Annotated in this window: 12 protein-coding genes; 6 read left to right on the top strand and 6 right to left on the bottom strand. The window is 72.4% G+C overall.

Going from position 1 to position 13,198, the window contains the following annotated elements:
- Positions 1 to 5: 5 nt before the first annotated feature.
- Positions 6 to 1,502, bottom strand: coding sequence for an aldehyde dehydrogenase family protein (locus QTQ03_RS13300; protein WP_289278297.1), 1,497 nt, complete (start codon positions 1,500 to 1,502; stop codon positions 6 to 8).
- 300 nt (positions 1,503 to 1,802) lie between these two features.
- On the opposite strand from QTQ03_RS13300, the gene QTQ03_RS13295 reads away from it, so the two are divergent.
- From QTQ03_RS13295 to QTQ03_RS13280, 4 genes are all read left to right on the top strand, one after another.
- The gene (locus tag QTQ03_RS13295) at positions 1,803 to 2,324 is read left to right on the top strand and encodes an FHA domain-containing protein (protein ID WP_289278296.1); all 522 of its coding nucleotides are present in this window, start codon (positions 1,803 to 1,805) and stop codon (positions 2,322 to 2,324) included.
- Between the two features lie 232 nt (positions 2,325 to 2,556).
- Positions 2,557 to 4,392 carry a 3-hydroxyacyl-CoA dehydrogenase family protein gene (locus tag QTQ03_RS13290; RefSeq protein ID WP_289278295.1) on the top strand — a complete coding sequence of 612 codons (1,836 nt, stop codon included), beginning with the start codon at positions 2,557 to 2,559 and terminating at the stop codon, positions 4,390 to 4,392.
- An 85-nt stretch (positions 4,393 to 4,477) separates the two neighbouring features.
- The gene (locus QTQ03_RS13285) at positions 4,478 to 4,804 is read left to right on the top strand and encodes an Rv1322 family protein (protein WP_289278294.1); all 327 of its coding nucleotides are present in this window, start codon (positions 4,478 to 4,480) and stop codon (positions 4,802 to 4,804) included.
- Positions 4,805 to 4,884: 80 nt separating this feature from the next.
- On the top strand, positions 4,885 to 5,709 hold the full coding sequence (locus QTQ03_RS13280) for an alpha/beta hydrolase (RefSeq protein ID WP_289278293.1): 825 nt from the start codon (positions 4,885 to 4,887) through the stop codon (positions 5,707 to 5,709).
- Positions 5,710 to 5,807: 98 nt separating this feature from the next.
- On the opposite strand, the gene QTQ03_RS13275 is transcribed toward QTQ03_RS13280, so the two are convergent.
- Both QTQ03_RS13275 and QTQ03_RS13270 read right to left on the bottom strand, forming a co-directional pair.
- The gene (locus QTQ03_RS13275) at positions 5,808 to 5,996 is read right to left on the bottom strand and encodes a DUF397 domain-containing protein (RefSeq protein ID WP_289278292.1); all 189 of its coding nucleotides are present in this window, start codon (positions 5,994 to 5,996) and stop codon (positions 5,808 to 5,810) included.
- Positions 5,983 to 6,780, bottom strand: a complete 798-nt coding sequence (locus tag QTQ03_RS13270) for a helix-turn-helix domain-containing protein (RefSeq protein WP_289278291.1) — start codon at positions 6,778 to 6,780, stop codon at positions 5,983 to 5,985. The genes QTQ03_RS13275 and QTQ03_RS13270 overlap by 14 nt, the downstream gene beginning before the upstream one ends.
- Before the next feature lie 190 nt (positions 6,781 to 6,970).
- On the opposite strand from QTQ03_RS13270, the gene QTQ03_RS13265 reads away from it, so the two are divergent.
- Together QTQ03_RS13265 and QTQ03_RS13260 are read left to right on the top strand one after the other, a co-directional pair.
- Positions 6,971 to 7,186, top strand: a complete 216-nt coding sequence (locus QTQ03_RS13265; protein WP_289278290.1) for a hypothetical protein — start codon at positions 6,971 to 6,973, stop codon at positions 7,184 to 7,186.
- Positions 7,186 to 7,524, top strand: coding sequence for a hypothetical protein (locus tag QTQ03_RS13260; protein WP_289278289.1), 339 nt, complete (start codon positions 7,186 to 7,188; stop codon positions 7,522 to 7,524). Before QTQ03_RS13265 ends, QTQ03_RS13260 begins: the two co-directional genes overlap by 1 nt.
- Positions 7,525 to 7,599: 75 nt before the next feature.
- Here QTQ03_RS13260 and QTQ03_RS13255 read toward each other — a convergent pair whose 3' ends face one another.
- From QTQ03_RS13255 to QTQ03_RS13245, 3 genes are all read right to left on the bottom strand, one after another.
- A complete protein-coding gene (locus QTQ03_RS13255; RefSeq protein ID WP_289278288.1) occupies positions 7,600 to 8,844 on the bottom strand; it encodes an AI-2E family transporter in 1,245 nt (414 codons plus the stop codon).
- Between the two features lie 157 nt (positions 8,845 to 9,001).
- Positions 9,002 to 11,533, bottom strand: a complete 2,532-nt coding sequence (locus QTQ03_RS13250) for a hypothetical protein (RefSeq protein ID WP_289278287.1) — start codon at positions 11,531 to 11,533, stop codon at positions 9,002 to 9,004.
- 162 nt (positions 11,534 to 11,695) lie between these two features.
- The gene (locus QTQ03_RS13245; protein ID WP_289278286.1) at positions 11,696 to 12,952 is read right to left on the bottom strand and encodes a DivIVA domain-containing protein; all 1,257 of its coding nucleotides are present in this window, start codon (positions 12,950 to 12,952) and stop codon (positions 11,696 to 11,698) included.
- Positions 12,953 to 13,198 lie beyond the last annotated feature (246 nt).

Below are 13,198 nucleotides of genomic sequence, written 5' to 3'. Positions count from 1 at the left end.
GAGGGTCAACGTCCGTACATCAGCTTGACGACCCGGACGAGCCGGGCGACGTCGGCGTCGGTGCGGTCGAAGGTTGTCGCGGGCAGGAGCGACCGGGCCCGGCGACGGGTGATGGCCTTGGCCCGCGCGAACTCGCGCAGGCCGTCCGCGCCGTGGATGCGTCCGAAGCCCGAGTCGCCCACGCCGCCGAAGGGCAGCGTGGGCATCCCGGCGAAGGTCAGGGTCGAGTTCACCGAGGCCATCCCGGAGCGTAGGCGCCGCGCCACCGCCACGGCCCGCCGCCGGCCGAAAACCGAACCCCCCAGGCCGTACGAAAGGGCGTTGGCCCGGGTGAGTGCCTCCTCGGTGTCGCGTACCCGGCTGATGGTCAACGTCGGGCCGAAGGTCTCCTCACGGACGGCGGCCGAGTCCTCGGGGACGTCCACCAGCACGGTCGGCCGTACGTACGGCGGCTGCACCGCCTCGGCGCCGCCCAGCACCGCGCGACCGCCCCGGGCCAGCGCGTCCTCGATGTGCCGGCGGATCACGTCGAGCTGGCTCGGCATGGTGATCGGCCCGATGTCGGCGCCGTCGGCACCGACGGTGAGCCGACCCGCCCGCTGGACCACCTTGTCGACGAAGGCGTCGAAGACCGGTTCGACGGCGTACGCCCGCTCGATGCCGATGCAGGTCTGGCCGGCGTTGGTGAGCGCGCCCCAGACGCAGGCGTCGGCGGCGGCGTCCAGGTCGGCGTCGACGTCGACGATCATCGCGTCCTTGCCGCCCGCCTCGATCAGGACGGGGGTGAGCGACTCGGCGCAGGCGGCCATCACCTTCCGGGCGGTGGCCGTCGAGCCGGTGAAAGCCACCTTGTTGACCCCGGACCGGCACAGTGCCGCGCCGACGTCACCGAGCCCGTGCACCGCGCTGAACACCGGCTGTTCGCCGACGACCTCGGTGAACGTGTCGACCAGCCACTGCCCTACGGCGGGCGTGTACTCGCTGGGTTTGAGCACCACCGTGTTCCCGGCCGCCAGCGCGTACGCGGCCGATCCGATCGGGGTGAAGACGGGGTAGTTCCACGGGCCGATCACGCCGACCACGCCGTGCGGCTGGTATTCCAGGTGGGCGGAGAACTCGGCCAGCACGAGCCGGGACCGCACCCGTCGTGGCCCGAGCACCCGGCGGGCGTTGCGGGCGGCCCAGTCGACGTGCTCGACGGCGCTGACGATTTCGACGATCGCGTCGGCGACCGGCTTGCCGCCCTCGACATGCACCAGCTCGGCGAGCTCCTCGACCCGCTTGGCGAGCAGGCCGCGCCAGCGTAGCAGCAGCTCCCGCCGGCCGGTGAAACCCAGCCCGGCCCACCAGGTGGCGGCGGCGCGGGCCCGGGCCACCGTCGCCTCGACGTCCGCCACGGTCGCGGCCGGCACCCGCGTTGCCTCCGCGCCGGTCGCCGGACTCGTCGACACGAGCAGACCGTCCTCGATGACCGGGACGCCCGGGACATTCACAGCCGTCATGACGGAAGTCTAGATCTGAGAACTACTCATTGGTAGGGGTTGCGGGGCGGGTGAGCGCTCCCGGACCGTTGAGCGGTCCCGGACGTCGGGCGGAACGGGCCCCTGCCTCGTGCGTTGGGGCGGGGTGCGTCGGGGCGGGCTGCGCATCCGTCAATATCGGATTCCGGACACCGGCCGCCGAAGAACCGAATGGGAGATGTCTGGCTTGACGACCGGGAGATGGCCGCCCGGTGGTGATGGCGGCTGCCGTGTGGTGGCAGGCTGACGCGGGGTGACCCCGGGGTGGAGGGCAGACTGTCCATGGAGGAGCATTCGGAGTTTCGGCCGCTGTTGACGGTCGCCGGCGGGCCGATGCGAGGGTTGAGCTTCCGGCTCGGACGCATCCGGTTGGTGGTCGGGCGGGCGCCGACGGCGGACGTCGTCGTCGCCGACCCGCACCTGAGCCGACGGCACGTCGAGATGTGGCTGGCCCCGGAGGGGGCGTCGGTGGCCGATCTCAGCTCGACGAACGGCACGTGGCTCAACGACCGACGCATCACCGGAGTGGAACGCCTCGCCGACGGTGACGTGCTCCGGATCGGCCGCACCGAGCTGCGGGTCTACGACCCGGGGGTGGCTCGGACGGATCCGATCGGGCTGAGCTTCGGCCAGTCGCGTCGCGACCACCGGCCGACCCTGCCACTGCCGATCGCCGGATCGGAACGCATCCCGGGCGAGGCTCGGCCCGCCGGGTCGGCTCCGGAACTGGTGGCGTCGGCGTCGTCCGAGACGTCGGACGCCACGTCCAACCCGGTGGAGCCCGCCGACGCCGCGCGGGTCTGACCAGCTCCCCGGGCCCCGGTCCACCGTCCGCACCTCGAGCGGCCGGCGAACTGGTGGCCGCTGCGGGCCGACCCCGCGGAGCCCGCGCCGGCCGACCGGGCCCGCCGACCGGGGCGGTGTGGTGAAATATCCCACCGCGTCTCGACAACCCTGCGTCACGTGGCAGACTCGCGCGCATAACCTTAGCGGCCGTTCATGTCGGCTGTGTGGAGCGAACCAGGGGAGGCCGGTCGTGGCTCGCGAGTTCACCAGTGTGGGTGTGGTCGGTCTGGGCACCATGGGTGCCGGCATCGTCGAGGTCTTCGCCCGCAACGGCGTCGACGTCGTCGCGGTCGAGATCTCTGACGGCGCCCTGGAGCGCGGCCGGGCCACCCTGACCGGCTCGACCGACCGGGCGGTGGCCAAGGGCAAGCTCGCGGCGGCCGACCGGGACGCTCTGTTGGCCCGGGTGGACTGGCAGGTTGGGCTGGACGCGCTGCACGCGGTCGACCTGGTGATCGAGGCCGTTCCCGAACACCTCGACCTGAAGCAGCGCATCTTCGCCGAGCTGGACCGGGTCTGCAAGCCGGAGGCAATCCTCGCCACCAACACCTCCTCGCTCTCCGTCACCGAGATCTCGGTGGCCACCACCCGCCCCAACCAGGTCATCGGCATCCACTTCTTCAACCCGGCGCCGGTCATGAAGCTGGTCGAGATCGTCCGCACCGTGGTCACCTCGCCCGAGGTGGTCGCCGACGTGGAGGGGCTCTGCGAGCGGCTCGGCAAGGTCGACGTGACGATCAGCGACCGGGCCGGTTTCATCGCCAACGCGCTGCTCTTCGGCTACCTCAACCACGCGGTGAGCATGTTCGAGTCGCGGTACGCCACGCGCGAGGACATCGACGCCGCGATGAAGCTCGGCTGCGGTCTGCCGATGGGCCCGCTCGCCCTGATGGACCTGATCGGTCTGGACACCGCGTACGAGATCCTGGACACGATGTACCGGCGCGGCGGCCGGGATCGCCGGCATGCCCCGGTGCCACTGATCAAGCAGATGGTCACCGCCGGGCTGCTGGGCCGCAAGTCCGGCCGGGGTTTCTACACCTACGAGCGGCCGGGCTCGCCGGTGGTCGTCCCCGACGAGCAGACGCCGGTGGACACGGAGCCGGCGCTGGCCGACGGCCATGCCGAGAGTGGCACCGGGAGCGCGAGGAGTGAGCTTGCGAACCCCGCGGCCGTGACCAAGATTGGCGTCGTCGGCTCCGGGACGATGGCCACCGGGATCATCGAGGTCTTCGCCAAGGCCCGGTACGAGGTGGTCTCGGTGACCCGGGGTGCGGAGAAGTCCGCCAAGGTCTTCGAGGCGGTCAAGACCTCGCTCAACAAGGGTGTCGTGCGGGGCAAGCTCAGCGAGACCGACCGGGACGCCGCGCTGAGCCGGATCACGTGGTCCGCCACGCTGGAGCACCTGGCCGACGTCGACCTGGTGGTGGAGGCCGTGGTGGAGGAGCTGAGCGTCAAGAAGGCGCTCTTCGCCAGCCTCGACGAGATCTGCAAGCCGGGCGTCGTGCTCGCCACCACCACCTCGTCGCTGCCGGTGATCGACGTGGCGATGGCCACCCAGCGGCCCGCCGACGTGGTGGGTCTGCACTTCTTCAACCCCGCGCCGATCATGCCGCTGGTGGAGGTGGTGCGGACCATCCGCACCTCGGCCGAGACCACCGCCACCGCCAAGGCGGTCTGCGCGGCGCTCGGCAAGACCGGCGTGGTCTGCGGGGACCGGTCCGGGTTCGTCGTCAACGCGCTGCTCTTCCCGTACCTCAACGACGCGGTGCGGATGCTGGAGGCCAGCTACTCCACCGCCGACGACATCGACCACGCGATGAAGCTCGGCTGTGGCTACCCGATGGGTCCGTTCGAGCTGCTCGACGTGGTCGGCCTGGACGTCGCGCTGGCCATCCAGCGGGAGCTGTACCTGGAGCTGCGCGAGCCCGGGTTCGCCCCGGCGCCGCTGCTGGAGCACCTGGTCACCGCCGGGTACCTCGGGCGGAAGACCGGCCGCGGCTTCCGCGACCACACCCGCCGCTGACCCGAGCCGCCGGCGTCGGGTGCGCTCCGCCGCTCCGGCACCGGCCGAACCGCGGGTCCCGCCCGCCCGGCCGTACGCTGGTTGGGTGAGCCCCCGACGCAACCGAACCCGCCGTGACGAGACCACGCGCCTGGACTCGGACCGGGCGCGCGAAGGTGTGGCGTCGGTGCAACGGTGGCGGGACGGCGACTGGCAGGTCCGGGGGGTCAGCGGCGGCGCGTCGGTCAAGACGTACCGCTGCCCCGGCTGCGACCAGGAGATCCGGCCAGGTGTGGCGCATGTGGTGGCCTGGCCGGCGGACGAGCGTGGCGACCTGGCTGACCGCCGGCACTGGCACGGCGGCTGCTGGCGGGCCCGGGACCGGCGGGCGCCGGTCGTCCAGCGGGGGCGCGGCGCGCCCCGGCACGGCTGAGTCGCCCGATCCGGGCGATCTGGATCACCGTGTTTCCGCCCGGCCGGGCGGTCGCGCGGGCGGCGCGGGAGACTGTGCGGGTGAGCACATCCATCCGCGCCTCGTCGATCCTGCCCGGCCGCCGCGAGGAGATCGAGCTGCACACCGCCGACGGTCTGCGCCTGGTCGGCGAGCTGGCCCGCCCGGCCGACCGGGAGCCGGTGGCGACCCTCGTCTGCCTGCATCCGCTGCCCACCCACGGCGGGATGATGGACAGCCACGTGTTCCGTAAGGCCGCGTGGCGGCTGCCGGCTCTGGCCGACCTGGCGGTGCTCCGGTTCAACACCCGGGGCACCAGCAGCGTCCGCGGCACCAGCGAGGGATCTTTCGACAACGCGGTCGGCGAGCGGTACGACGTCGCCGCCGCCATCGAGTACGCGGAGTTCCACGAGCTGCCGGACATCTGGCTGGTGGGATGGTCGTTCGGCACCGACCTGACCCTGCGGTACGGCAACGACCCAGCAGTGGCGGGGGCGATCCTGCTCTCCCCGCCACTGCGGTTCTCCACCGCCGAGGACCTGGCGCAGTGGGCCGCCGCCGGCAAACCGCTCACCGCTCTGGTGCCGGAGTTCGACGACTACCTGCGGCCCGACGAGGCCCGCGAGCGGTTCGCGGCGGTGCCGCGGGCCGAGGTGGTCGGCGTGCCGGGGGCCAAGCATCTGTGGGTCGGCGACGCGGAGACCGTGCTCGACGAGATCGTCCGGCGGGTCAACCCGGCCGCGCCGGTGCCGTTGCCGACCAGCTGGGACGGCCCGATGGAGACCGGCGACGTGAGCGCGTACGCCGACCGCACCGTCGCGGCCTTCGCCGACACCCCGGTACCCGGGCCGGCGGGGCCGGGGGAGGGGAGCCAGGAGCGTTCGTGAACGACGGCATCGGCGGGGGCGCGCCGCCGGGGTGCGTCAGGTCCGGTAGCGACGACGGCACCGCGGCTTCGTGCGACGGGCTTTCCCTGGTTGGTGGGTCAGTGCCGCTTGGCGAAGTCGACGAACGAGCGCCAGGTTTCCGGGTCGAAGGCGAGCACCGGCCCGGCCGGGTCCTTGCTGTCCCGGACGGCCACGACCGCGGGCAGGTTGTCGGCCACCTCGACGCACTCGCCGCCGTTTGCGCCGCTGCGGGTGGACTTCTTCCATCGGGCGCTACCGAGGTCCATGCTGGCTCTCAACTTCCTTGATCAGGGCGATCGAGAGATCTTCGGGAAGGGCGACGCCCCGCCCGCACTCCCAGATACCCAGAAGTTTAGCCACCTTCTCTTCGGTCTCGGGTGCCTGGCCATAGAGCTGGGTGTCCAGGTGCCCGACCCAGGTCCCGTCCGACAGCATGGCCAGCGCGAGTGGCCCACACAGTCCGATGTGCAGGCCGGCGGTGGCCGGAACGATGTGGATGTGGACGTGCGGCAGCTCGGTCATGCGCAGCAGGTGGGCGAGCTGCTCGGCCATGATCGCGTCGGCCCGGCGCAGCACGGACTCGTCGATCACGGCGACCACCTGCGGCGGGCGCTCGCGGGTCAGGATCTCCTGCCGCGCCAGCCGGGCCGCCACCATTTCCTCGACCTCCGCCTCCGGCCGGGTGTCGTGGAGCCGCATCACGGCGCGGGCGTAGTTCTCCGTCTGGAAGAGACCGGGAACCAGCGTCGGGTTGACGTAGCGCAGGTGGCGGGCGGCGCGCTCCGCCTTCGCCCAGGGCATGAACCACTCGGGCTGGGCGTCCCGCTGCGCTGACCGCAGCAGGGACTCGAACAAACCACCGGTCTCCAGGATCTCGTCGGCCCGCCGGGCGAACGGCAGGTCGACCGGTCTGGTGCCGGTCTCCACCGCGGACACCGTGGAGGCCGAGTAGTTCGCGCGCCTGCCGAACTCCTCCTGGTTCATCCCGGCCAGCGTCCGCTGCCTGCGGAGCTGGGCGCGGATCAGGTCGGTCTGCTGCTCACGTTCCACCGGACCTCCAGAGAATCGCCACGATCGCCAGGCGTCGCCAGCCGCCGCCCCTGATCCGTAGACCCTCGCCGCGACCTGCCCGAACGCATTCCGAGGCTAGCGGTGTCCGCACCAGACTGTCATCCACGCGGACCCGCTCCGCTTCCGAAGTGGACGAAGCGGTTCCCGCTCCGGGGTCACCCTGTCTGCCGTGGCGGGTGGCCCTGCCAACTCCGAGGAGGTCGACGTGCGTATCCGCTGGTTTCGATGCCGAACCGAGGTGGTGCCGCCGCTGCCCCGCCGGGTACGCGGGGCGAACCTGCCGGCCGCCTGGCTCCAGCCAACCCGGGCGCTGCCGACCCAGGGCCCCGGCCGCGCCGGCAACCTCACGCCGGCTCAGCGGTCCCGCCCGAACGGAGGCCGGTGATGATCTTCACCCGGCTACCGCAGCCCGGCCTTGGCCCCCACCCGGACCGCCCTGGCCCGTACCCGCCGGGACACCAGGCCCACCTGCCGATGCGCCCGCTCTGGCTGTGCCGGGCGTGCGCCCAGCCGTGGCCGTGTGCGCAGGCGCGTCTCCTGCTGATCGTCGAGTTCGACGGCAAGGCCGTCGACCTGGCGATCTACCTGTCCAGCCTCTACTACGAGGCGGCGCACGACCTGTTCCGGCTCAATCCCGATGACGGGCCGAGCCCGCGCGAGCTGTTCGAGAGGTTCGTCGCCTGGGGCCGGTACCGCCGACCGATCGTGGATCCCCGGCCGTGAGTCGGCCACTCGCCGAGCGTCGGGGCCGGACCGCCCGCCGGAAGGTGACCGCGGACGCGGTCGGCCCGGTCGGGATCAGCGGCGGTCCTGGCGCGGGAAGACCACCTCGCGCAGGATCAACTGGATCGCCGCCACCGTGGGGATCGCGATCAGCGCCCCGACGACGCCGAGGAGGGCGACCCCGAGCAGCGCGGCGACCAGGGCGGCCACCTCGTTCACCTCGACCGACCGGCGCATGATCTTCGGATAGATGAGGTAGTTCTCCAGCTGCTGGTAGACCAGGAAGAACACCACGCAGGCGATCCCCACCGGCAGGGCGGCGGCGAAGCCGACCAGACTCACCACCACCGCCCCGAGCGTGGCGCCGATCTGCGGGATCAGGTCCGTCACCGCCACCACCACGGCCAGCGCGAACGGGTACGGCAGCCCGACGATCAACGCGAACACGAACGTCGTCGTGCCGGCGAGCACCGCGATGGTGAGCGCGCCGACCATGTACGCGCCGACCTTGGTGATGATCTCGTCGCCGATGAGCTGTACCCGCTGGCGGCGGGACCGGGGCACCAACGCGTACCCGAGCGCGCGCAGCCGGTCGAAGTACGCCAGGAAGTAGATGGTGAGCACCAACACGGTGAGCGTCCGGAAGACGGTGCCGAAGACGAACTGGGCACCGCCGAGCACCCCACCGAGGGCGCGACCCACCGTGTCGGCGTTCGCCGCGTTCTGCGCCCGCTCCATCAGGTCGTACCGCTCGACCAGCTCGTTGATCGTCTCGTTGCGTCGCAGCGATTCCAGGTAACTCGGGAACTGGTCGACGAACTGGCCGGACTGGGTGACGATCGGCGGCACCAGGGCGACCACACCACCGCAGAGCAGCAGCAGGACGGTCAGGGCGACCACCGTCACCGCCAGCGGGTGGGGCAGCCCGAGCAGGCGCAGCCGTGCGACCGCCGGGTAGAGCCCGACGGCGAGGAAGAGCGCGATGACCACGAGAACGAGGACGCCGACGGCGTTTCGCAGCCCCAGGAAGAGCGCGTACGCCAGGAGCACGCCGAGCCCACCGGTGAACCCGGTCAGGAAACTGCTGCGCCGCAACGGCAGCCCCGGTGCCCCGAACCGCCCCGACCCGTTGGCGTATGGACCGTCGGCCGCCGACGCTGGCGGGTCGGCGCCGCCCGGGTCGTTACGGGTGTCGGCCTGCGGCGCGTGCGGTGCGTCACCACCACCCGCGTCGGCTCGGTCGGCGGCTGCCCGGTCCGGTCCCTCGGTTGGCTCCGGTCCCTCGGTTGGCTCCGGCCCCGCCGGTTTGCCCTGTGCCACCGGACCTCCTGCGGATCACCCTCCGGTGGTGGCCGGAGCAGCCGACAGTGGACCACGAGCGCGGTTCCGATCGGAAGCCTAGCGGGCCGTCCGGGCCACGGCCATCGGCTGCGGCGGTCGGTGTCCGCACCCGGCTCGCCGCCGGGCCACGACGGCGTCAGTCCTTCTCGACGACGACCTTGCTTGGTTTGGCGCTGCGCTCGTCGGTGGTCGGCTTCGAGGGCCGGTTGCCGTTCTCGCCAGTGCTGGTGATCTTCGCGGGCGTGGCGTCCCGGCCGCCTTCGCCCGGCACGGCGGCGACGGTCGGTTCGCCCTCCACCCCGGCGCTGGCGGTGCCGCCGTCCTTGGTGGTCACCGAGGCCACCGCGTCCCGGGCCGGCCCCTCGGTGGCCGGCTCGATCCGCCCCCGGGCGGGCTGGCCCGCCTGGGCGGGTTCCACCTTGCCAGCGTCACGCTTGTCGACCGGCTCGCCGTCCGGCTGGTTCGCCGGGCCGTTCCTGCCGTCCGCCGATTCCGGGCCGTCCGCCGGTTCCGGGCCGACCCTGCCAGCGTCCGTGTCCGGCTGCGGCCCGGCGACGGACGCCGTGGCTCTCGCCGTCGTGGCCCTGCCGTCGCCGGCGCTCGGCGTGGCGGCGCCTGCCGTGGGGGTGGCGCCGTTGCTGCTGGCTGGCGTCGACGGCCGGACCGTCGCGAGCGTCGCCGCGCCGTCGGTGCCGGTTGCCGGTGCCGCGGCGACAGCGGGTGCCGCGGTGCCGGCTGGCCCGGCCGGGGCGCTCGCCAGCTCCAGCCGCAGCTCCGACACCCGCCGTTGCAGCTCGTCGGACTCCTGCCGGGACCGCCAGGTCTCTTGGCGTAGGTCGGCGAGTTGCTGCTGCGCCTGGGCGATCTCCAGCATCACCTGGGCAAGCTGTTGGCGCCCGGCCGCCGCCTCCTGCTGGGTGGCGGCGAGGTGCTGCTGAGTGGTCGCCAGGGCCTGTTGGGTGGTGGCCGCGTACTCCTCGAACTGCCGCCGGGACGCCGAGACGTGCTCGTCCGCCCTCCGGCGTTTCTCGGCGGACTCCTGCTCGGCCTGGCTGAGCAGCGCCGTCGACTCCTCCTCGGCGTGGCGGCGCATGGTCAGCGCGTCCTGCTCGGCGGCCCGGCGGATCGCGTCGGCGGCGCCCTCGATCTCGTTCTTTCGGGCGGTGTACTCCGATTCCAGCTCGGCGCTGCGGGTCTCGAATCCGGACTCCAGCTCGGACCGCCGGGCGGCGATCCCCGACTCCAGCCTCTGCTGGTGGGACCTGTGCTGCTTCTCCAACTCGGTGCGCCGTGTCTGGTACTGCTTCTCCAGGTCGTTTCGACGTGTGGCGAACTCCTGGTCGGCAGCGGTACGACGCTGGGTCAGCTCGCGGTCGGCCGCCTCCCGTCGGCTGACGACCTCCTTCTCCACACCGGCCCGCCAGGCGCCCAGCTCCTCCTGGGTCTGGGCGCGGGCGTGCCGCACGTACGCCTCGGTCTCCGTACGCGTCCGCTGCACGTACGCCTCGGCCTCCGCGCGTCGGCCCTTCGCGGCCTCGGCCGCCTGCGTGGCGAGCCGCTCCGCCTCCTGGCGGGCCTTGTCGCGGGTGGCCCGGCCGGCGGTGCTGGCGTCGTCGACGATCTGCTTGGCATCCTGTTGGGCCTTGGCGTGCGTGGCCCGGCTCGCCTCGGTGGCCTGCTCGACGAGCCGTTTGGCCTCCTGTTGGGCCTTGGCGTGCACCTCCTTGGCGGCGTCCCGCAGCTCCGTTGCCTCCTGTTGGGCCTTGGCGTGCGTGGCCCGGCTCGCCTCGGTGGCCTGCTCGACGAGCCGTTTGGCCTCCTGTTGGGCCTTGGCGTGCACCTCCTTGGCGGCGTCCCGCAGCTCCGTTGCCTCCTGTTGGGCCTTGGCGTGCGTGGCCCGGCTCGCCTCGGTGGCCTGCTCGACGAGCCGTTTGGCCTCCTGTTGGGCCTTGGCGTGCACCTCCTTGGCGGCGTCCCGCAGCTCCGTTGCCTCCTGCTGGGCCTTGGCGCGGGCCTCGCGGGCGGCCTCGCGTAGCTTGGTCGCCTCCTGCTGGGCGCGGGTGTGGATCTCCTTCGCCGTGTCTCGGAGCTGGGTCGCCTCCTCCTGGGCCTTCGCCAGTGCCGCCTGCGCGCTCTTGCGCAGCCGGGCGGCCTCCTCGGCGGCTGCCTTGACCGCGGCATCCGCCTCGGCCTTGCGGGCCCGGGTGTGCCGATCCTCCTCGGCGCGCCGGGCGGCGAGCGCGATCTCGAAGTCCTTGAGGGCCCGGGCGGCCTGCTCCCGGGCCTCGTCGATGATGTGCTCGGCGGCGTCCCGACGGGCGTCGATCTCCTCGTTGGCGGCGGCGAGGATGTCCTCCGCCTGCTCCTCGGCGAGGGTGAGCATCTGCTCGACCCGTGGACCGAGGTGGCGAAAGGACGCGCGGTCGACGACGCCCACCTGCTTGCGGACCTGGGCGAGGTCCCGCTGGAGCACCTCCACCTGGCCGGCCAGCTTGTGGATCTGGGTGTAGGCCTGCTCCCGCTCGGCGGTCAGGGTGGTGATCTCGTGCTCCGCGCGAGCGACGTACCGGTCGACCTGTCGTTTCTCGTACCCCCGCAGTGCGGACTCGAAGCTGGGCTCCGTGGTCACATCCCCGCCGAGAGCGAACAGTTCCTCGCCGTGCGACATGCTCCCATCCTCACACGCAACCGGCCCTCCTGGGGCGATACGGACGCGTCGGCCGGGACGGCTTCACTGCCCCGTCGCACGCGTCGAGAAACGTGTACGGCGCGGGACGGCACCGGTCACCCGGTGCCGCCCCGCGCCGACGATCATGCCCCGGCGGCTCGGTCAGCTGGACGCTTCGGCGGTCTCCCGCGGCTGCGGGTCCTCGGCCTTGCCGTCCTGCGTGCCGTCCTGCTTGTCGGCCGGGACGCCCGGCACGATGCCCGCCAGCCCGGAGAGCATCTGGCCGAGCTGCGAGGTGACAGCGTCCTTCTGGCGGGTGAGGTCCTCCACCTCGCGGCGGGCCGCCTGCGTGGTCAGGTCGGCCTCCGTGCGGGCCTCGGTGAGCAGGCGCTGGGCCTCCGCCTTTGCGTCGTTCAGCGTCTTCTCGGCGTGGGCACGGGCCTTCTCCACCGTCTCGGTCGCGTTCCGCTCCGACTCGACCCGGCGTGCCTCGGCGCGCTGCTCGATCTCCTTGGCCCGCTCCTGCGCGGCGTGCGCCCGCTGCTCGGCCTCGCTGACCAGCTTCTGGGTCTGGGCGACCTGGGCGGCGTGCCGCTCCGACTCCTCGCGCTCGGCCTTCTCACGGCGCTCGGCGAGCTGGAGGTCGAGGGCCTGCAGGTCCTTGTCGCGCTTGTCGCGAGCGTCGGTGAGCAGCTTGGTCGCCTCGGCGCGCTTCTCCTCGGCCTCCCGGGCGGCCTTCGCCCGCTGCTGGGTGATCTCGCGCTCGGCGGTGGCCCGTAGGGTGGCCACCTCCCGCTCGACCGTCGACTTCAGCTCGGCGACCTCGTGGGCGGTGACGGTGCGCAGCTGCTTGGTCTCCCGATCGGCGTCGGCGCGCAGCGTGTCGGCCTCGCGCCGGGCCTGGACGCGGACCTCGGCCGCCTCCCGCTCGGCGGCGGTGCGCACGTTGCCCGCCTCCCGCTCGGCGGTGGCCTTCATCGCCGCCGCCTCGGCCCGCGCCTTGTCGGTGATCTCCCGCGCCTCGAGGCGGGCCGCGGAGAGGATCCCCTCGGACTCGCGCTTGGCATCGTTGCGGTGGTCGTTCGCCTGCTCCTCGGCCAGCCGGAGGATCTGCTCGACGCGGGTGCCGAGGCCGGACAGCGTCGGCCGGTTGTTCTCCTCGAGCTGCTTGTTGGTGTCGGCGAGCTTCTGCTCCAGGGCACTCATGCGCTGCTCGGCCTGGCGAAGCCGGCGCTGGGCGTCGTTCATCCGCTGCTCGGCCTCGGCACGGGCCTGCTCGGACTGGGTCAGCGCGGCGGTGAGTCGACCGATGAAGTCGTCGACCTGGCCGGTGTTGTATCCACGCAGACCGACGGTGAAATCAGGTTGGGTGTTCGCGTTATCGAAGAACGCAAGAGGGGAGGACTGCTGCTGGGGCATTGGGACATACTGGCAGACGCCCCGGGGTGCTTCGCAAGAGCGTCCCCTACCTTTCGCGTCCTCTTTACATGGTCAACGCGTTGGTGTCGGCGGGCCCGACCAAACGGCGATCTTGGCAGCTCCCGGAGGCGGTGCGGAGCCCGCGTGGCGGCATGCAAAAGGGCCGCGGGACGTCCCCGCGGCCCTTTCTCAACCCTGCCTGGTTTCACTCGAATGAGTGCCCGCCGCGGACAGTGGAAAGGCAAT

The sequence above is a fragment of the Micromonospora sp. WMMA1363 genome (assembly GCF_030345795.1).
In the GTDB taxonomy this organism is placed as follows: domain Bacteria; phylum Actinomycetota; class Actinomycetes; order Mycobacteriales; family Micromonosporaceae; genus Micromonospora.
Note: the sequence above shows the minus strand (reverse complement) of the source record. Positions and strands in the feature narration are given on the sequence as shown.

Bases quoted from the DNA above. Each gene is read 5' to 3' on its own strand.
- QTQ03_RS13275 (WP_289278292.1), bottom strand. From the start codon at position 5,996: ATGGACCTCGGTAGCGCCCGATGGAAGAAGTCCACCCGCAGCGGCGCA.
- QTQ03_RS13295 (WP_289278296.1), top strand. From the start codon at position 1,803: ATGGAGGAGCATTCGGAGTTTCGGCCGCTGTTGACGGTCGCCGGCGGG.
- QTQ03_RS13300 (WP_289278297.1), bottom strand. From the start codon at position 1,502: ATGACGGCTGTGAATGTCCCGGGCGTCCCGGTCATCGAGGACGGTCTG.
- QTQ03_RS13250 (WP_289278287.1), bottom strand. From the start codon at position 11,533: ATGTCGCACGGCGAGGAACTGTTCGCTCTCGGCGGGGATGTGACCACG.
- QTQ03_RS13260 (WP_289278289.1), top strand. From the start codon at position 7,186: ATGATCTTCACCCGGCTACCGCAGCCCGGCCTTGGCCCCCACCCGGAC.
- QTQ03_RS13245 (WP_289278286.1), bottom strand. From the start codon at position 12,952: ATGCCCCAGCAGCAGTCCTCCCCTCTTGCGTTCTTCGATAACGCGAAC.